18 protein-coding genes are annotated in these 18610 nt (G+C 68.4%); 7 read left to right on the top strand and 11 right to left on the bottom strand.

The genetic code is table 11. The features are described from left to right. Positions 1–12: 12 nt before the first annotated feature. Positions 13–570, bottom strand: coding sequence for a YbaB/EbfC family nucleoid-associated protein (locus AB8M46_RS05550; protein ID WP_037340821.1), 558 nt, complete (start codon positions 568–570; stop codon positions 13–15). A 199-nt stretch (positions 571–769) separates the two neighbouring features. Then, on the bottom strand, positions 770–1969 hold the full coding sequence (gene hppD, locus AB8M46_RS05545) for a 4-hydroxyphenylpyruvate dioxygenase (protein ID WP_037340823.1): 1200 nt from the start codon (positions 1967–1969) through the stop codon (positions 770–772). Between the two features lie 122 nt (positions 1970–2091). Here hppD and AB8M46_RS05540 point away from each other — a divergent pair, with 122 nt between their 5' ends. Further along, positions 2092–2565 (top strand): Lrp/AsnC family transcriptional regulator, encoded by a 474-nt coding sequence (locus AB8M46_RS05540; protein WP_394359713.1) that lies wholly within the window; start codon positions 2092–2094, stop codon positions 2563–2565. Here the strand turns inward: AB8M46_RS05540 and AB8M46_RS05535 are convergent. The 3 genes from AB8M46_RS05535 to AB8M46_RS05525 all read right to left on the bottom strand — a co-directional run bounded on the left by AB8M46_RS05535 (position 2562) and on the right by AB8M46_RS05525 (position 4602). Further along, positions 2562–3365, bottom strand: a complete 804-nt coding sequence (locus AB8M46_RS05535) for an MBL fold metallo-hydrolase (RefSeq protein ID WP_394359712.1) — start codon at positions 3363–3365, stop codon at positions 2562–2564. The two genes, AB8M46_RS05540 and AB8M46_RS05535, sit on opposite strands and share 4 nt — an antisense overlap. Positions 3366–3446: 81 nt before the next feature. Further along, complete coding sequence (gene greA / locus AB8M46_RS05530; protein WP_016337198.1) at positions 3447–3947, bottom strand: transcription elongation factor GreA; 501 nt, start codon at positions 3945–3947, stop codon at positions 3447–3449. Positions 3948–4146: 199 nt separating this feature from the next. Further along, a complete protein-coding gene (locus AB8M46_RS05525; RefSeq protein WP_037340828.1) occupies positions 4147–4602 on the bottom strand; it encodes a DUF4307 domain-containing protein in 456 nt (151 codons plus the stop codon). A gap of 146 nt (positions 4603–4748) precedes the next feature. Here AB8M46_RS05525 and mca point away from each other — a divergent pair, with 146 nt between their 5' ends. Both mca and AB8M46_RS05515 read left to right on the top strand, forming a co-directional pair. After that, entirely contained in the window at positions 4749–5642 is an 894-nt protein-coding gene (mca, locus tag AB8M46_RS05520; protein ID WP_394359711.1) for a mycothiol conjugate amidase Mca, read from the top strand. After that, positions 5643–5969 carry a hypothetical protein gene (locus AB8M46_RS05515; RefSeq protein ID WP_394359710.1) on the top strand — a complete coding sequence of 109 codons (327 nt, stop codon included), beginning with the start codon at positions 5643–5645 and terminating at the stop codon, positions 5967–5969. A gap of 72 nt (positions 5970–6041) precedes the next feature. Here AB8M46_RS05515 and AB8M46_RS05510 read toward each other — a convergent pair whose 3' ends face one another. Together AB8M46_RS05510 and AB8M46_RS05505 are read right to left on the bottom strand one after the other, a co-directional pair. Further along, positions 6042–8534 carry a polynucleotide kinase-phosphatase gene (locus AB8M46_RS05510; RefSeq protein ID WP_394359709.1) on the bottom strand — a complete coding sequence of 831 codons (2493 nt, stop codon included), beginning with the start codon at positions 8532–8534 and terminating at the stop codon, positions 6042–6044. Further along, a complete protein-coding gene (locus AB8M46_RS05505; RefSeq protein ID WP_394359708.1) occupies positions 8531–9898 on the bottom strand; it encodes a 3' terminal RNA ribose 2'-O-methyltransferase Hen1 in 1368 nt (455 codons plus the stop codon). Before AB8M46_RS05505 ends, AB8M46_RS05510 begins: the two co-directional genes overlap by 4 nt. 63 nt (positions 9899–9961) lie before the next feature. Here AB8M46_RS05505 and AB8M46_RS05500 point away from each other — a divergent pair, with 63 nt between their 5' ends. Next, positions 9962–11980: a thioredoxin domain-containing protein gene (locus AB8M46_RS05500; protein ID WP_394359707.1), complete on the top strand. Its 2019-nt coding sequence runs from the start codon at positions 9962–9964 to the stop codon at positions 11978–11980. Here AB8M46_RS05500 and AB8M46_RS05495 read toward each other — a convergent pair. Then, positions 11961–12464 carry a hypothetical protein gene (locus AB8M46_RS05495; protein ID WP_394359706.1) on the bottom strand — a complete coding sequence of 168 codons (504 nt, stop codon included), beginning with the start codon at positions 12462–12464 and terminating at the stop codon, positions 11961–11963. The genes AB8M46_RS05500 and AB8M46_RS05495 overlap by 20 nt on opposite strands. 155 nt (positions 12465–12619) lie before the next feature. On the opposite strand from AB8M46_RS05495, the gene AB8M46_RS05490 reads away from it, so the two are divergent. The 3 genes from AB8M46_RS05490 (at position 12620) to AB8M46_RS05480 (ending at position 16557) form a co-directional block, all read left to right on the top strand. Further along, positions 12620–13180 carry a hypothetical protein gene (locus AB8M46_RS05490; RefSeq protein ID WP_038508390.1) on the top strand — a complete coding sequence of 187 codons (561 nt, stop codon included), beginning with the start codon at positions 12620–12622 and terminating at the stop codon, positions 13178–13180. Between the two features lie 69 nt (positions 13181–13249). After that, on the top strand, positions 13250–14605 hold the full coding sequence (locus AB8M46_RS05485) for a glycoside hydrolase family 28 protein (protein WP_394359705.1): 1356 nt from the start codon (positions 13250–13252) through the stop codon (positions 14603–14605). A 65-nt stretch (positions 14606–14670) separates the two neighbouring features. Beyond that, positions 14671–16557: an acyl-CoA dehydrogenase gene (locus tag AB8M46_RS05480; RefSeq protein ID WP_394359704.1), complete on the top strand. Its 1887-nt coding sequence runs from the start codon at positions 14671–14673 to the stop codon at positions 16555–16557. Here the strand turns inward: AB8M46_RS05480 and AB8M46_RS05475 are convergent. From AB8M46_RS05475 to AB8M46_RS05465, 3 genes are all read right to left on the bottom strand, one after another. Further along, complete coding sequence (locus AB8M46_RS05475; RefSeq protein ID WP_125733571.1) at positions 16514–17260, bottom strand: potassium channel family protein; 747 nt, start codon at positions 17258–17260, stop codon at positions 16514–16516. The genes AB8M46_RS05480 and AB8M46_RS05475 overlap by 44 nt on opposite strands. Before the next feature lie 38 nt (positions 17261–17298). Next, on the bottom strand, positions 17299–17670 hold the full coding sequence (locus AB8M46_RS05470; protein ID WP_394359703.1) for a pyridoxamine 5'-phosphate oxidase family protein: 372 nt from the start codon (positions 17668–17670) through the stop codon (positions 17299–17301). A 211-nt stretch (positions 17671–17881) separates the two neighbouring features. Next, positions 17882–18568, bottom strand: a complete 687-nt coding sequence (locus AB8M46_RS05465; protein ID WP_369797418.1) for a hemolysin III family protein — start codon at positions 18566–18568, stop codon at positions 17882–17884. Between the last annotated feature and the right edge of the window lie 42 nt (positions 18569–18610).

Here is an 18610-nt window from a genome sequence, read left to right as displayed (position 1 = left end):
CGGATGGAACGGCTACGAAAGAATGCTGCCGCCGAAGTCGTCGTCATCGTCGTCCTGCGTGCGGCGGCGACGCGGGATCGGCTTCGGCTGAGGTGGGCTCTGGGGCGGGTTCGCCTGCGCCGGCGGCGGAGCGGGATCGTCCTCCTCCGGGCCGAAGCGGTGGTGCCGCTCGGGCTCCGGCGGTGCGAGGTCCTCCTCCGGCGGAGCTTCCGGGAAGGTGCTCTGCGCCTCCGCGATCACCCTGTTCGCCGTCTCGTCGTTCGTGCCGACGGTCTCGGCCATCGCCGCCTGCAGCAGTTCCGGGATCCGTGACTGCGCGAGCTGGACGAGGCGCATGACCTGCGCCGAGACCTCCGCCATCCGTTTGCCGCTCGCGGCTTCGGAGATGACGAGGTTCGTGAGGAGGCCCTTCGAGTCGATCGTGACCTCGATGGTGTTGTCCTTCGACCGCTCGGTCACGGTCTGACCCTGCATGCGGGCGGCCATCGCCTGATAGCGCGCGGCGGTCTCCTGGATCTGCTTCGTCCAGTTGTCCACCATGCGTTCGCTGGCGTCGACGTTGTCCGGCATCGGGACCCTTCCAAGCTGCGTGCTGACGTCTTCACACTGACGGTCCGGAGAGGCCTCCGGTTCCGGGTGCGCTCGAAGTTTAGTTCCCGTCCGGTGTACCACCCTCCGCCGACAAAGTCGGCCCCGTCACGTAGCGAAAGGGCCCTCCACCGCACGAAGTGCGATGAAGAGCCCTTTCACGCCCTGCGAACTGCCGGGGTCAGAGGTTGCCTCGACGCTCCTGCTCACGCTCGATGGCTTCGAACAGGGCCTTGAAGTTGCCCTTGCCGAAGCCGAGCGAACCGTGCCGCTCGATGAGCTCGTAGAACACCGTCGGGCGGTCGCCGATCGGCTTGGTGAAGATCTGCAGCAGGTAGCCGTCCTCGTCGCGGTCGACCAGGATGCGGTGCTCCTTGAGCTTCTCGATCGGCACCCGGACCTCGCCGATCCGCGCGCGCAGCTCCGGGTCGTCGTAGTAGGAGTCCGGGGTGTCGAGGAACTCGACGCCCGCCGCGCGCATCGCCTTCACCGTCGTGACGATGTCGTTGGTGGCCAGCGCGATGTGCTGGCAGCCCGCGCCGCCGTAGAACTCGAGGTACTCGTCGATCTGCGACTTCTTCTTCGCGATCGCCGGTTCGTTCAGCGGGAACTTGACGCGGTGGTTGCCGTTGGAGACCACCTTGCTCATCAGCGCCGAGTACTCGGTCGCGATGTCGTCGCCGACGAACTCCGCCATGTTCACGAAGCCCATGACGCGGTGGTACCAGTCGACCCAGTAGTCCATCTTGCCGAGTTCGACGTTGCCGACACAGTGGTCGACGGCCTGGAACAGTCGCTTCGGCGCGCCTTCGGGCCGGACGATCTTGCTCTCGCGCGGCTCGTAGCCGGGCAGGTAGACACCGGTGTACTTCGATCGGTCGATCAGCGTGTGGCGGGTCTCGCCGTAGGTCGCGATCGCGGCGATGCGGACGGTGCCGTGCTCGTCGGAGACGTCGTGCGGCTCTTCGAGGACGGTGGCGCCCTGCGCGCGGGCGTGGTCGATGCACTTGTCGACGTCGGCGACCTCGAGGGCGAGGTCGATGACGCCGTCGCCGTGACGGCGGTGGTGGTCGAGCAGCGCGGAGTCGGGCTTGACGCCCCCGGTGATCACGAAGCGGGCCGAGCCCGACTTCAGCACGAACGACTTGCGCTCGAAGTTCCCGGTTTCGGGGCCGGAGTACGCGACGAGCTGCATGCCGAACGCGACCTGGTAGAACCAGGCGGTCTGCGTGGCGTTGCCCGCGATGAACACCACCGCGTCCATCGACTTCACCGGGAAGGGGTCGGTCGAAGAGTCGTGGTCGACGAGGCCGACGAGCTGACGCAGCTGGTCGTAGCTCACGTCGTCAAGAGCACCCTGGGGTTCCACTGTGTGCGTCATGCCCTGAAGCATCCGAGGGCGTGACAAAATGTGCAATGGTCAAAGATTTTGCTGCGCACTATGTCCAGTGAGAGGGCGGGAGGCGCAGTCAAAGTGGGCAACCTGCGTAGGAGGTAGGCACGATGTCGGACTCGCTCGACGCGCTGGACGCGCGGCTGCTGCTGTTGCTCACCGACTCGCCCCGGCTCGGCGTGCTCGAATGCGCCCGCCGTCTCGGCGTCGCGCGGGGCACCGTTCAGGCGAGGCTGGACCGGTTGACCGAACGCGGGATCCTCGGCGGGTTCCCGCCCGAACTCGACCTCGCGGCGATGGGATACGGCCTCACCGCGTTCGCCGTCCTGGAGATCGCGCAGGGCAGGCGGGCCGAGGTCGCGGAGGCGCTGTCCGCCATCGACGAGGTGTGCGAGGTCCACGCGACGACCGGGCAGGGCGATCTCTTCGTGCGGATGGTGGCGCGCAACAACGACGACCTGCAGCGAGTGGTGGACGAAGTGGTCGGCTCGCCGTACGTGCGGCGGACGTCGACGTCGATCGCGTTGTCGACGCCGGTTCCGCCGCGCGTACGGCCGCTGCTGGAACGGCTGGCGAGGAGCTAGCCCACCTGGCTCAGGTACCGCTTCGCCGACCGCTGGACCGCCTCGTGCCCGTCGGTGCGGATGATCGCGTCCCACCAGGCGCCGTAGATCGCCTCGAACGCGTACGGTTCGAGCAGTTCGGCCGCGCGGCGGACGACCTCGGGGCGCTCCGGGATCAGGTTCGGGTAGCTGTACATCATGCCGACGAAGCGACGGTCCGGGATGACCTGCAGGATGTCGCCCGAGAGCACCGCGCCGCGGCCGTTCTCCCCGCCCGGCCAGTGCAGCACCGTCCCGCCGGCGAAATGCACGCCGAGGTTGATGAGCCGCAGGTCGGGGGCGACGTCGAGGGTCGTCCCGCTCCACAGCTTGATCGCCGGATCCGGCCTGCCGATCCACTGCTCGTCGCCCTCGTGCAGGTAGATGGGCGCGTCGAAGGCGTGAGCCCACTCGACCATGGTGGTGTAGTAGTGCGGGTGGCTGATCGCGATGCCGGTGAGCCCGCCGAGGTCACGGACCTTGGCGACGAGGTCGTCGTCGATGAAGCCCGCGCAGTCCCACAGGAAGTTGCCGGATTCGGCCTTGACCAGCAGCGCGCGCTCGCCGATGGCGAAGTTGGGAGTGGACCCGACCCCGATGAGGCCGGGCCCCTGCTCCTCGATACGTGCCTGATACGTCCCGCTCGCGCGGACGGCGTTCAGATCGGTCCAGCGCTGTCCGGCCTGCGGGACATACTGACGTTCGTCCTCGCAGATCGGACAGTCCGACCGGGGCTCCGCGTACTGCATGCCGCAGGCGACGCAGATGGGTAGTTCGCTCATCGTTTCCCTCCAGAATTCTCCGGAGGTCACGCTAACGGCTCATATGCGCGCCCGGCCATGTCGGGCCGGGCGCGCGGGAGGCTACTTGCCGGTGTACGGCACGGCCTTCACGAGCGTCACCTTCTGGATGCTGCCGTTGGGCAGCTCGTACTCGCGGGTCTCGCCCTCTTTGGCGCCGAGCAGCGCCTTGCCGAGCGGGGACTCCGGCGAGTAGACGTCCAGGTCGCCCTCGGTGCCCTCTTCACGGGTCGCCAAGAGGAAGTTCTCGTCCTCGTCGTCACCGTCGTAACGCACGGTGAGGACCTTGCCCGGTCCGGCGCTGCCGTCGTTGGCGGGCGGCTCGCCCACCTTGGCCGAGCGGAGGAGCTCTTGGAGGTGGCGGATGCGGGCCTCGTGCTGGCCCTGCTCCTCACGGGCGGCGTGGTAGCCGCCGTTCTCCTTGAGGTCGCCCTCTTCCCGGCTGTCGTTGATCTTCGCAGCGATGACCGGGCGGAGCTCGATGTAGTGGTCGAGTTCCTGCTTGAGCCTGTCGTAGGCATCCTGGGTCAGCCAGGTCACCTTTGTGTCGCTCACGGTCACCATCTCCTAGTAGGGCCTGCCAGGCTTGGGTGTACAAGCCGGCCACCGGACCGGCATGGCGCGCCGGCCTGGCTGAGATAAAGGAAAAACACGGCCCGTCTTGGGCCGTGCCGGTAGATCAGAGTAACACGGCGCGAGGTATCGCCGCCGGTGGAATTCGGTCGCGCCTCGGCGTTGGGCGCCTGTTTCACCCCGTTGGCCGCTATGGCCTTGACAGGTACCGTGGTACGTCGTATGAGCATCCGAAGATATCAGCCGTGACCGGCTTTCCGATGCTCTTGATGGTGGTCGTCACCCGGCTGTTCTTCGAACCAGGCTGAACGAGGACCTCTTTACGGCCGCTTTCCGCGCCGGCCTTGTCACGGACCCGCACGACGCACACGCCGGGACGGTTCACATCGTCCCTGGTCACGTTGATGGTGATCTCCATCGCGTCGCCCGGCTTCTCGGAGAACGAGACGCGTTCGCCCTCGATGGGCGCGCTGCCGAAGTTCGTGTACGCGACATAGGCGATCCCACCGCTGACCAGCAGCGCGACCAGGGCGAACACCAGGCGCCGCCAGCGGGCGGGCTTCGCGGCGCGGGTCTTGCCGTACCGGTCTCCTGGCACGTCCGTCCGGGTGCTTTCCGCGGTGGGAGCGTCCTGTCCCGTGCTCAACCCGGGCCTCCCGGTTGGTGTCGTCGTGCTCGCAGGGACAATGGGGTCGTATGCGAGTGGTTCCCCTCGAGTATCCGCGCCCGGCCGGGCGAGCCGTCAGGCAGGGTCTGGAGGGGAATAGGGAACGAGAAGGGGACGTTCGGAGCATGGTGTCTGCCGAGGAACCGCCGAAGTCACACCTCCGCCTGATGGCGGTGCACGCGCACCCCGACGACGAGTCGAGCAAGGGTGCCGCCACCATGGCCAGGTACGCCGCCGAGGGGCACGAGGTCATGGTCGTGACCTGTACCGGTGGCGAAGCGGGCAGTGTGCTGAACCCGGCCATGGACCGTCCCGAAGTACTGGCCAACATGACCGAGATCCGCCGGGAGGAGATGGCCCGCGCGGCCAAGATCCTCGGCGTGAGCCACACGTGGCTCGGGTTCATCGACTCGGGGCTGCCCGAGGGCGACCCGCTTCCCCCGGTCCCCGAAGGCTCGTTCGCGGTCATCCCGCTCGAAGAGTCCACCGGCGCCTTGGTGAAGGTCATCCGCGAGTTCCGCCCGCACGTGATCGTCACCTACGACGAGAACGGCGGGTATCCGCACCCCGACCACATCCGCACGCACGAGATCTCGGTCGCGGCCTTCGACGCCGCGGGCGAGGCGGAGCGGTACCCGGAGGCGGGCGAGCCGTGGCAGCCGATGAAGCTGTACTACGTGCACGGGTTCTCGCGCGCCAGGATGACCGTGTTCCACGAGGCCCTGCTCGCGCGCGGCCTGGAGTCGCCGTACGAGGAGTGGCTCAAGTCGTGGGACCCGGACAAGGCCGACGTCATGGAGCGGGTAACCACACGCGTCGAATGCGGCGAGTACTTCGAGCAGCGTGACGAGGCGCTCAAGGCGCACGCCACCCAGATCGACCCGAACAGCCGCTGGTTCGCCGTCCCGCGCGACCTGCAGCGCGAGGTCTGGCCGACCGAGGAGTACGAGCTGGTCCGCTCACTGGTGGACAGCACCCTGCCGGAGGACGATCTGTTCGCCGGCTTGAAGGAGGGTTAGATGAGTTTCGTGGTGCCGGCGTTCGCCGTCATTCCGGTGACGGTGTCGTCGCAGTTCCTGGCGCAGCAGCCCGGCAACGGCGACAACGGCGGCCAAGGTGAGGACTTCGGCAAGTCGTCGCCGGTGGGTTTCCTGATCCTGATCCTGTTCCTGATCGCCGTCGGGCTGCTGGTGCGGTCGATGACCAAGCACCTGAAGCGGCTGCCGGAGAGCTTCGACGAGCCTGCGGAGGCTCCCGCTTCGGCCGAGGAGGCTCCCGAAGCCCCGAAGGCCGACGCGGAGGAGCCCGCGGCGAAGGCCGAGAAACCGACCGCCAAGTCCGACTGAGCGCTGCCATGAAAGGTCCTTTCCTTGCAAAATTTGCAAGGAAAGGACCTTTCATGGCGTTTCCGAAGCGCGTCAGAGGCGCGGGTCGACCGGATCCGACTCCAGCGCCAGCACGGCGAACACGCACTCGTGCACCCGCCACAGCGGTTCCCCGCGCGCCAGCCGCTCCAGCGCCTCGAGCCCCAGCGCGTACTCGCGCGACGCCAGTGCCCGCTTCCGGTTGAGGCCCCGCTTGCGAAGGCGCGAGAGGTTCTCCGGCAGCGTGTAGTCCGGTCCGTAGATGATCCGCAGGTACTCGCGCCCGCGCACCTTCACCCCCGGCTGAACCAGCCCGCGTGCGCCGCGAGTCAGGTTCGCCGCCGGTTTGACGACCATGCCTTCGCCGCCCGCACCGGTCAGCTCCAGCCACCATGCGACGCCGCGTGCCACCGACACCGGGTCGGTGGTGTCGACGGCCAGTGTCCGCGTGCGGGTGAACCGGTCGCCGGTGAGCCGGTCCAGCAGCGAAAGATGCCACTCGTGCGGCCGGTCGTGGTACGTGTGTCCCTCCGACGCCAGGATCTGGAACGGCGCCAGCCGGACACCGTCGAGACCGTCGGTCGGCCAGCAGTAACGCCGGTACGCCTGCCGGTACGCGTCCACAGTGGACTCGCGAGTCCTGGTGCGCGCCAACAGCTCCGACACGTCGATCCCGCGAGCCGCGGCCGCGTCCAGTGACGCGACGGCGGCGGGCAGCACGGACTGCGCCGCCGCGCCGACGGCCGCGTACTGGCCCGAGATCAGCGACCCGGCCTTCGCGCTCCACGGCAGCAACTCCGCGTCGAGCAGCAGCCAGCCGGTGTCCAGTTCCTCGAACAGTTCCGACGCCGCTTCGCGCACATCGGCGAGCAGCCGCGCGTTCTGGTCCGGAGCGAAGAACGGACGGCCAGTGCGGGTGTAGACCGCCCCGGGTCCCTGGATCCCGAACCGCGCGGGAGCCACGTCCTCGTCACGGCACACGAGCACGACGGCCCGCGAACCCATGTGCTTCTCCTCGCACAGGACGTGATCGACACCCGCCGCGCGGAACTCGGCGAAAGCCTCCTCGGGATGTTCCAGGTAGTCGTCCGTGGCGGACGTCGAACACGGCGCCATGGTCGGCGGCAGGTACGGCAGCCAGCGCGGGTCGACGGCGAAACGGCTCATCACCTCCAGCGCCGCCGCCGACTGCTCGGCGGAGACGCCGACCCGGCCGTGGTGCCGGGTCTCGACGATCCGTTTCCCGGTGACGTCGCCCAGTTCCAGCACCGCGGGCTCGCGTCCGCCCAGCGGCCGCGCCGGTTCGAGCGGCCGGGCCGGTTCGTACCAGACCTTCTTCGCCTTGACCGAGACGATTTCCCGCTCCGGGTAACGCAAAGCGGTCAGCTTGCCGCCGAACACGCAACCCGTGTCGAGACACATGGTCCCGTTGATCCATTCCGGCTCCAACGTCGGGGTATGTCCATAAAGGACCATCGCCTTGCCGCGGTAGTCGCGTGCCCAGGGCAACCGGACCGGCAGGCCGTACTCGTCGGTCTCACCGGTGGTGTCGCCGTAGAGCGCGGTGCTCCGCACCCGGCCGGACGCGCGTCCGTGGAATTTCTCGGGCAGGCCCGCGTGCGCCACGACGAGCTTGCCGCCGTCGAGGACGTAGTGCGCGATGAGTCCTTCGCAGAAGGCGTGCGCCTTCGCGCGGAAGTCCTCGTCTTGCGCCGAAAGCTGCTCCAGCGACTCCGCGAGACCGTGTGTGGTCTTGACCTTGCGCCCGTTCAGCGCGCGGACCAGTTTCTGTTCGTGGTTCCCGCAGACGACCAGCGCGCTGCCCGCCTCGGCCATCGCCATCACTCGACGCAGCACGCCCGGCGTGTCGGGTCCGCGGTCGACGAGGTCGCCGACGAACACGGCGGTCCGTCCCTCCGGGTGGACGCCGTCGACGTAGCCCAGTTCGACGAGCAGTTCGTCCAGTTCCTCGCGGCAGCCGTGGACGTCGCCGATGACGTCGAACGGTCCGGTGAGGTCGCGACGGTCGTTGCGCAGCGGCTCGACGACGATCTCCGCTTCGGCGGTCTCGGCCTCGCTCCGCAACACGTGCACGCGACGGAAACCCTCGCGCTCCAACGACTTCAGCGAGCGGTGCAGTTCACCGCGCTGACGCCGGACGACGTGCTCGCCGAAATCGCGGTCCGGCCGGGCCTCGTTGCGTTCCTGGCAGACCTTCACGGGCAGATCGAGCACGATCGCCGTCGGCAGGACGTCGTACTCCTTCGCCAGCTTCAGCAGGCTCGCCCGCGACGCGCGCTGGACGTTCGTCGCGTCGATGACGGTGATCCGTCCCGCTTCGAGTCGCTTCGCCGCGACGTAGTGGAGCACGTCGAAAGCGGCGCCCGAGGCGCTCTGGTCGTTCTCGTCGTCGGCCACCAGGCCGCGGAAGTAGTCGCTGGAGAGCACCTGCGTCGGCGCGAAATGCGTCCGCGCGAAGGTCGACTTGCCGGAGCCGGAGGCGCCGACGAGCACGACGAGGGACATGTCGGGAATGGTCAGTTTCATGCCACGGCCTCCTTTCGAGACGTGAAGACCGCCATCTGGGTCGGCGGTCCTGATTCCTGGGACTCCTGTCCCACCGGCAGGTGGCGGACGTCGTAGCCGCGCCGTGCCGCGACTCCTTCGGCCCACGTGCGGAACTGCTCGCGTGTCCACTCGAAACGGTGGTCGGCGTGCCGGAACCGGCCTTCTTCGAGGAATTCGAAGTGCCGGTTGTACTCGGCGTTCGGCGTCGTGACGAGGACCGTCCGCGGCGCGGCGACCCCGAACACGGCGTGCTCCAGCGCGGGCAGGCGCTCCTCGTCGACGTGCTCGATCACCTCCATCAGCACGGCCGCGTCGTAGCCGGACAGCGACGGATCCGCGTAGGTCAGCGCGGACTGCTTCAGGGTGATCCGCGACTTGTCCTTCAGCCGCTTTTCGGCGATGTCGAGCGCGCTCGCGGACACGTCGACACCGACGATCTCGGTGAACGACGGCTCCTTCTGCAGCACGCGCAGCAACGCGCCACCACCGCAGCCGAGGTCGAGCACGCGCCGCGCGCCCGCCGCCCGGAGCGCCGCGAGCACACTGCCCTGACGCTGGACGGCCAGCGGTTCGGGCCGGTCCGGCAGCTCGGTGACCCGGGCCTCGGCTTCGGCGGGCACGTCGTCCGCCTCGGCGAGCCGGCCGAGCGCGTACGAGACGATCGGGCGGCGTCGTTCGAGGTACCGGTTCGTGATCAGGTCGCGTTCCGGATGAGCGGCGAGCCAGCCTTCGCCGACACGCAGCAGCTTGTCCGCTTCGTCCTGGCCGATCCAGTAGTGCTTGTCCCCGTCGAGCGCGGGCAGCAGGACGTACAGGTGCCGCAACGCGTCGACGACACGCTGGGTGCCGGTCAGCCGGAGATCGACGTAGCGGGAATCGCCCCACTGCGGGAACTCGGGATCGAGCGGGACGGCCTTCGCCTCGACCTGCCAGCCGAGCGGTTCGAAGAGTTTGTGGACGACCTCGGCGCCTCCGCGCGCGGTCAGCGACGGGACCCGGATCTCCAGCGGGAAACGCTCGTCGACCAGCTCCGGCCGGTTCGCGCACCGGCCGGCCAGCGCCGTGGTGAAGGCGGCCCGCAGCGCCACCGCCAGATACGAGCCACCCGCGTACGGGCGGTCGTTGACGTATTGGGTCAGCGACGTGCCGCCACCGCGCACGAGGTCGACCGGGTCGATCTCGACCAGCAGGGAAACGGTGCAGCGCTCGTCGGACGCCTCCGGATAGAAGACGTGCGCCGTCCCGGCCGAGAGCGTGAGCGATTGCGCCTTCTCCGGATGCTTGTGCAGGAGAAAGCCGAGGTCGGTGGCCGGGTTCCGGGTGGTGGTCATGGTCAGGAGCACCGGACGAGTGTCGCGCAGACGGCCGTTCTGCGCCCCCGCTTTTCCGCATGCGACCCTGGTGACATGTCGAACCGCCTGAAGGCCGCGACCAGTCCGTACCTGCTGCAGCACGCCGAGAACCCGGTGGACTGGTGGCCCTGGGGCGAGGAGGCGCTGGCCGAGGCGAAACGGCGGAACGTGCCGATCCTGCTTTCGGTCGGCTACGCGGCCTGCCACTGGTGCCACGTCATGGCGCACGAGTCCTTCGAGGACGAAGCCACCGCGACGCTGATGAACGCGAACTTCGTCAACATCAAGGTGGACCGCGAGGAGCGCCCGGACATCGACTCGGTGTACATGGCGGCCACGCAGGCGATGACCGGTCAGGGCGGCTGGCCGATGACGTGTTTCCTCACCCCGGAAGGGGAGCCGTTCCATTGCGGCACTTACTATCCGCCGTCGCCGCGCCCAGGGATGCCGTCGTTCTCGCAGCTGCTCGTCGCGGTCGCCGAGGCCTGGGGCGAGCGGCCGGACGAACTGCGTTCCGGCGCCCGGCAGATCATCGCCCACCTCACGGAGAAGAGCGGTCCGCTGCCCGAGTCCGTTGTGGACGGTGCGGCGCTGGACGCCGCGGTCGCCACGCTGCGCAAGGAGTTCGACACCGGGAACGGCGGCTTCGGGGGAGCGCCGAAGTTCCCGCCGACGATGGCGTTGAACTTCCTGCTCCGTCACCACGAGCGCACCGGAGCCGATCTCGCCATGGTCGAGCACACCGCCGAGGCGATGGCGCTGGGCGGGCTGAACGACCAGCTCGCGGGTGGGTTCGCGCGGTACTCGGTCGACGCGCGCTGGGAAGTGCCGCATTTCGAGAAGATGCTGTACGACAACGGTTTGCTGCTGCGGTTCTACGCGCAGTTCCACGGCGTGACCGGGTACGGGTACGCGCGGCGGGCGGTCGAAGAGACGGCGGAGTTCCTGCTGCGCGACCTCGGGACGGCCGAGGGCGGTTTCGCCGCGTCGCTCGACGCGGACACCGATGGCGTCGAAGGGCTCACCTATGTCTGGACGCCCGCGCAGCTCGCCGAAGTGCTCGGCGACGAGGACGGTGCTTGGGCGGCCGAGCTGTTCCAGGTGACCGAACGGGGCAATTTCGAGCATGGCGCCTCGACGCTGCGGCTGCGTGAACCGCATCCAGAGGACGAAACGCGGTATGAGCGAGTCCGCCGTGCGTTGCTGGCCGCGCGAAACGAGCGCCCCCAGCCCGCCCGCGACGACAAGGTGATCGCCGCCTGGAACGGGCTCGCGATCGGCGCGCTCGCCAAAGCGGGCTCGCGGCTCGATCGTCCACAGTGGATCGAAGCGGCGGCTCGCGCGGCGGCTTTCCTGATGGACACCCATTTCGTGGCCGGACGCCTGCGCCGGACCTCCCGTGACGGCGTCGTCGGCACGACGGCGGGAGTGCTGGAGGACTACGCGTGCCTCGCCGAGGGCCTGCTCGAACTCCACCAGGCGACCGGGGAACCGCGATGGCTCGCCGACGCCATCACCTTGCTGGACCTCGCGTTGGCCCATTTCGGCGTCCCGGACTCGACGGGTGCCTACTACGACACCGCCGACGACGCGGAAGTCCTGGTGCAGCGGCCTTCCGACCCGACCGACAACGCGAGCCCGTCGGGAGCGTCGGCCTTGGCGAACGCCTTGCTGACCGCGTCGGTCCTCGCCGGGCACGACCGGGTGGGCCGCTACCGCGAGGCGGCCGAGCAGGCGCTCGCCCGGGTGGGACGGCTCGCCGCCCACGCGCCGCGGTTCGCCGGACACTGGCTCACCGTGGCCGAAGCGGCCGCCGCCGGACCGGTGCAGGTCGCCGTCGTCGGCCCGGATGCCGCTTCACGCGCGGAGCTGCTGGCCGCGGCCGTCGCGTCGTTGCCGGACGGCGCCGTCGTCGTGAGCGGGACCCCGGATGCCGAAGGGGTGCCGCTGCTGGCCGATCGGCCGCTGGTCGACGGCGCCGCCGCCGCGTACGTGTGCCGTGGTTACGTGTGCGAGCGGCCCGTCACCACCGCCGAGGAGCTGAGGTCTCAGCTCACCAGTCCCACGACGTAGGGGCGAAGGCGCCGCCGCCCGTCTGCGGTGCCCCGACCGGCTTCACCGCGACCTGTGGCTTCGGCTTCGGCTTGGCCGACGTGGTCTTGGTGGGTTTCGGCGGCTTCGTGGTGGTCGGTGGCTTCGTGGTCGGCGGCGTCCCGATGATGGTGAAAGTGCGGGAAGTCTTCGTGCCATCCGAGCAGGTGAATGTCGCCACGTACTTGCCCGGTGTCTTGCCGACCTTGCCGTAGCCTGCGGCCTTCCCCCAGTTACCGCCGATCGTCCACTGGAGCGGCGCCGCGAACCCCGGCGACGTCACCGGGGTCGCCGGTCCGCAGCCGCCCATCGCGGCCTTCGTCTCGGCGTAGATCTGCCCGCCGGGTTCGACTTCGGTCGGGGCCAAGAACCAGGACACGTCCTTGGCCTCCGCCGCCGCCGGTACGACCACGCCGAGCTGGGCCGCTCCGAGCACGAGAGCGCCGATCATGGCTTTCTTCAACATGAGGTCCCCTTCCCTGTCGACTGCTGGTGGGAACACGTCCGTGCAGGTCATCAGGTTGCCCCGGGTTTTCGCCCGGGGAGAACACGCGTGAGGTTCGGCTGTTGCGGGCGTAGCGTCGGTAGCGTTGTAATCATGTAATCGAGGAGGCGGGTCAGATGGGACGCGGAAGCTGGAAAGGCCGGGGCGGCTGGCAGCAGGCGGACATCCCGGCGGCGGACGACGCGGCCGCGTGGTTCGGCGGCAGGCTCCCCGAGGGCTGGTTCACCGGCGACCCCGAGGTCACGGTGGATCGCGAAGAGATCGTCATCGTCGGCGAACTCCAGCCGCTCACCGGCGAGTACGCCGACGACGCGGCCCGAGCGGCGGCCGAGGACGGCCGGATCAGCCGGTTCCGCGAGGAGACCCGCGACGAGCGGATCGAGATCGCGCGCCAGGCCGAGCACCGCTATCAGCGCAAGGTCGCGTGGGGCGCGAGCCTCGGCGGCACACGGCATCTGTTCACCACGCATTCGGCGCCGGTCATGACCAGGCTGCGGCAGCCGGAACGCCTGGTGCTCGACACCCTCGTCGACGCGGGTGTCGCCCGGTCGCGGTCGGAGGCGCTCGCCTGGGCGGTCCGGCTGGTCGGGGAACACGCGGACGCCTGGCTCGCCGAGCTTCGGGAGGCGATGACCAAGGTCGACGATCTCCGCTCACAGGGACCGGACCTTTCCTGAGGCCGGGGTCCGCCCGTAGAGTCGGGATTCCGCCGTCTTCACCGAAGTCCTCTTGCGAAAGAAGGCGTCATGGACGGCAGATTCTCCCGGCGTTGGCTCATCAAGGGCGGTCTCGCGGTGGCCGCGAGCCCACTGCTCGCGCCCACCGCCTCGGCGGCCCCGGCCCTTCCCTGGCCCGCCGCCGAAGACATCGTCGCGCGGACGAAACGTCCGGTCTTCCCGGACCGGACGTTCTCGGTGCTCGACTTCGGCGCCAAGGGTGACGGGAAGACCGACAACACCGCGGCGATCAGGAAGGCGATCGAGACGGCCAACGCGCGCGGCGGCGGACGCGTCGTCGTGCCGAAGGGCACCTTCGTCACCGGTGCGGTGTACCTCAAGAGCAACGTGGACCTGCATCTCGCGGCGGGTGCCGTACTCGCTTTCGGTTCCGACGCCTCGAAGTTCCCGAACGTGCTCACCCGCTACGAAGGCATCGAGTGCGTGAACCGGTCGCCGATGATCTACGCGTATAAGGAATCCAACATCGCCGTGACCGGGAAGGGCACCCTCGACGCGGCGGGCACGGCGTCCTGGAACAAGGGCAAGGACCGCGAGTACCTGGAATCGTTGGTGGCCAAGGGAATCCCGCCGGAGCGGCGGATCGTGCCCGGCTCCGGGCACGCCATGCGCTCCACGTTCGTCGAGCCGTACTCGTGCGACACCGTGCTCATCGAAGGAATCACGCTGAAGAACCCGATGTTCTGGCAGCTGCATCCGACGCTCTGCCGGAACGTCACGATCGACGGCGTCCGCACGGACGCGAGCACCGCGCATTCCAACACCGACGCCTGCGATCCGGAGTCCTGCGACCACGTCGTGATCGTGAACTCCCACCTGGGCGCGCACGACGACAACATCGCGCTGAAATCGGGCCGGGACGCCGACGGCCGCAGGGTCGGCGTGCCGTGCCAGAACATCGTCGTCGCGAACTGCGTGATGGACGGCAACTGGGGCGCGATCACCTGCGGCAGCGAACAGACCGGCGGTATCCGGAACGTCTACGCGCACAGGCTCACCGTCACCGGCGAGACGAAGTACGGGCTGTACGTCAAGTCGAACACCTTGCGGGGCGGATTCACCGAGAACGTCAATCTCGACAGCGTTTCCGGCACGTTCGTCCGTTCGGTGGTGTACGTGCTGCCGGACTACAACGGACAGACGGGCGAGCATGTGCCCCGGTTCGGGCCGTTCACCCTCAGCCGTTCGACCGGTACGAAATGCGGGCAAGCGGCGTTCAACGTCCGAGGGTTGCCCAACTCACACGTTCGGGGGCTGCGGGTGAGCGATTGCCGCTTCGACGGCGTCGCGAACACGGAGAACACCCTGAAACACGTCGACGACCTGCGGTTCGAGAACACGACGATCAACGGGGAACCGGTCTGATTCGTCCTGCGCTTCCCGATGCGGTGCGGCAGGCTGAACGCAGACCGCACCGCATCGGAGGAATCGTGGACACACCAGGACTTCCCGCGAAGATCGACCCGGACGTGCTGACCACCGTCCTCGATGGACGGTGGGCCGGGCTCCGCCGCGCGGTGCGCGCGCAGATGGCCGCGGAGGTCTTCGAAGACCCTGTCGACGTCGACACCGAAACGCATCGCGCCCAGGTGCTCGAATGGCTGCGGCTGCTCGCCCGCACCGACCGGCCGGGGCTCGGTTTCGACCCGGCGTACGGCGGTGGCGGAGACGTCGGCGGCGCGTTGACGTCGTTCGAGATGCTGGGCTTCGGCGATCTCTCGCTGATGGTGAAGGCAGGTGTCCAATGGGGTCTGTTCGGTGGTGCCGTGCAGCTGCTCGGCACCGAACGCCACCACGAGCGGTATCTGCGCGACATCAAGGATCTGGAGCTGCTGGGTTGTTTCGCGATGACCGAGCACGGCCACGGCTCGGACGTCCAGCATCTGCGCACCACCGCGACCTACGACCCGGCGACGCGCGAATTCGTCGTGCACACGCCGGACCGGGGCGCGATGAAGGAGTACATCGGCAACGCCGCCCGCGACGGCGAACTCGCGGTGGTGTTCGCGCAGCTGATCACCGGTGGCGAGTCCCGCGGGGTGCACGCGTTCCTGGTGCCGATCCGCGGTGAGAAGGCGCGCGGCGTCGTGATCGAGGACTGCGGCCGCAAGGCGGGCCTCAACGGCGTCGACAACGGACGGCTCACGTTCGACCAAGTCCGGATCCCGCGCGAAGCGCTGCTCAACCGCTTCGGTGACGTCGCCGAGGACGGGACGTACACGAGCCCGATCGAAAGCGACGGACGCCGGTTCTTCACGATGCTCGGCACGCTCATCCGCGGCCGGGTCAGCGTCGCGGGCAGCGCCGGCAGCGCGACGAAACGCGCGCTGGCGCTGGCCATCCGCTACGGCGAGCAGCGGCGGCAGTTCGCGCGGCCCGACGGCGAAGAGGTCGTGATCCTCGACTACCGCGCCCACCAGCGGAAACTGCTGCCCGCGCTGGCGACGTCGTATGCGCTGCACTTCGCGCAGGAAGGGCTCGTCTCGAAGCTGCACGACATCGCCGAGGACGCGCCGGAAGAGGAGCAGCGAGAGCTGGAATCGCGCGCCGCCGGCATCAAGGCCGTCTCGACCTGGCACGCGACGGCGACCATCCAGGCGGCCCGGGAGGCATGCGGCGGCTCCGGTTATCTCTCGGAGAACCTGCTCGCCGGGCTGAAGGCCGACACGGACGTCTTCACCACCTTCGAGGGTGACAACACCGTGCTGCTGCAGCTGGTCGCGAAGGGTTTGCTGACCAGCTACAAGGATCACTTCGAGGATCTCAGCCCGCTCGCGACCGCGAGGTTCGTGGCGGAGCAGCTCGTCGAGGCCGTGATCGAGCGGACGTCCGCGCGCAAGGTCGTCGAGCGGCTCACCGAAGCCGACGACGGCGACGTCCTCTACTCCCGCGAGTGGCACCTGAAGTTGTTCGAAGACCGCGAAGAGCATGTGCTTGCCGGCGTCGCGCAGCGTCTGCGTAAGGCGGGCTCAGATCCCTTCGGTGTTTTCAACGACGCGCAGGACCACGTGCTGCGCGCGGGCCGAGCGCACGTCGACCGGGTGGTGCTGGAAGCGTTCGTCGACGCCATCGAACGTTGTGCCGACGGGGAGGCCCGTGAGCTGTTGGAACGGGTCTGCGACCTCTACGCGCTCGCGAACATCGAGGCGGATCGCGGCTGGTTCCTCGAACACGGACGCCTGACCTCCGGACGCTCGAAGGCCGTCACCGCCGCGGTGAACGCGCTGTGCGCTGACCTGCGCCCGCACGCGCGGACCCTCGTTGACGCCTTCGCTATCCCCGAGCCGTACCTAGCGGCTCCGATGCTGCGGGACTGACCTGGGCGCGCTGCTCGGCGAGCTCGGCCCGCAACGCCTTGACCTCGCGGGTCAGCTCGTCGAGATGCTCGCGGGTCACGGCCTGCGCGTTCTCGTCGGCCTCGGTCACCCGGCGGATCAGCCACGACGCGAGCGTCGCGGTGACCACACCGAGCAGGGCGATCCCGGCCACCATGAGCCCGACCGCGACGATCCGGCCGGTGCCGCTGACGGGATAGCGGTCGCCGTAGCCGACCGTGGTGATCGTCGTGATCGACCACCACACCGCGTCCGGGAAGTCGGTGATCGGCGCGTCCGGCGCGGCGCGTTCGGCGTCGAGCACGGCGAGCGCCGAACAGAACACGATGAGCGCCGTCGCGCCCACCGTGTAGACCACTACCCGGCCGCGCAGCGACAGGCCGGCGTTGCGGTTGAGGACGTTGAGCACCGTGACCAGCCGGAGCAGGCGCAGCTGCCGGATCAGCGGGAGCACGATGATCAGCAGGTCGAAGACGTTGTTCTTCAGGAAGACCCGTTTGTCCTCGGCGTGTTTGAGGCGGACGCCGTAGTCGAGGGCGAAGACCGCCCACGCGAGCCAGGTGACGACCTCGCACCAGACCCGCCCGGTGTGCCCGAGCGAGGGCTGGAGGATCGGCCAGGCGTACGCGGCCAGGAACAGTACGGCGGCGGCGTTGAGCGGCCACTCCATCCGCTTTTCCCACATCGGACGTCTCCTCACCTGGCCTTTCCCAGGTGCGTACGTTAAGCGATGTCGAGGGCCGTTCCATAGAGTTTGTCGGTTTTGAGGGTGATGTAGAGCCTTCGCTCGCCTTCGGGTGTTGGCGTGACTTCGGAGAGTTCCGCCTTCCCTTCCACGACGGCGAAACTCCAGTGGTCGGCGCTGGAGACGTAGAGGGAGGCGGTCGGATTGTTGCGCAGCTGCTTGACCTTCAGGCGGTCTTCGGTCGTGCTGATCCGGATCTCGCGTGTCTCCGGGTCCCACGTGTAGACGACGGTGGAGAGATGCGGGCGGCCGTCACGTTTGACGGTCGCGAGGGCGCCGAAGGTGTGTGCGGCGAGGAAGTCACTGAGGGCCGCGTCGTCGAGGCGGCGGGGAGGTGCGTTCTTGGCCATGCGGTGATCATGGCTCCTCGGCCGAGGCGCCGGAAGAAGGCACTTTCTTGTGCCAGAGGGAACACGCTTGTGTCCGTCCTGGTCACGGGATCACGGCACTCGCGTGATTGGAGACGTAACTCGCGTGTTCGAAGGCGGAACACGGAGTTCCGTCTCCAATCACGCGAGTTCCGGGCTCAATCACGCGAGTTACGTGTTCGGGCACGCGAGGCTAGGCGTACATGGCCAGCCAGATCGCGATGTAGTGCGAAACCGCGGCGAGGACCGTGCAGGCGTGGAAGTACTCGTGGTATCCGAAGGTGTCCGGGAAGTGGTTCGGCCACTTCACCGCGTAGAACACCGCGCCCAGCGTGTAGAACAGCCCGCCGACGCAGAGCAGCACGAGCGCCGCGACGCCGGCGTGCGTGGCCAGTTCGGGCAGGACGAAGACGGCGACCCAGCCCAGCGCGATGTAGATCGGCACGCCCAGCCACCGTGGCGCGTTCGGCCACAGCATCTTCAGGGTGACGCCGCCGATCGCGCCACCCCACACGATCGCGAGCACGATGTACCCGGTCGGCTGGGACATGGCCAGAAGGGTGAACGGCGTGTAGGTGCCGGCGATGAACAGGAAGATCATCGAATGGTCGGCGCGCTTCATCCATTCGTATGCTCGTGGGCTCCACAAGCGACGGTGGTACAGCGCGCTGACGCCGAAGACGCCGAGGACGGTCAGGCCGTAGACCGAAGTGGACAAAGCGGCTATACCAGACACAGTGGACGCCGCGAGGCTGATGAGGGTCGCGGCTCCGGCGACGGCGCCGAAGAAGGACCAGAAATGGATGTGCCCACGCAATCGAGGACGCGTGTCCACCACGGGCGCGGGGCCGGACGGCTGGGGTTCGGTCGCTACGCTCACTCACTCAGGTTACGGCACCGTAGGTTTTTCGCCAGTCTCCGT

Origin of the sequence: Amycolatopsis sp. SB7-3 (assembly GCF_041021335.1) — a bacterium.
Lineage (GTDB): Bacteria > Actinomycetota > Actinomycetes > Mycobacteriales > Pseudonocardiaceae > Amycolatopsis > Amycolatopsis japonica.
The sequence above is the reverse complement of the archived record's forward strand: the minus strand, read 5'-3'. Positions and strand labels throughout refer to the sequence as shown.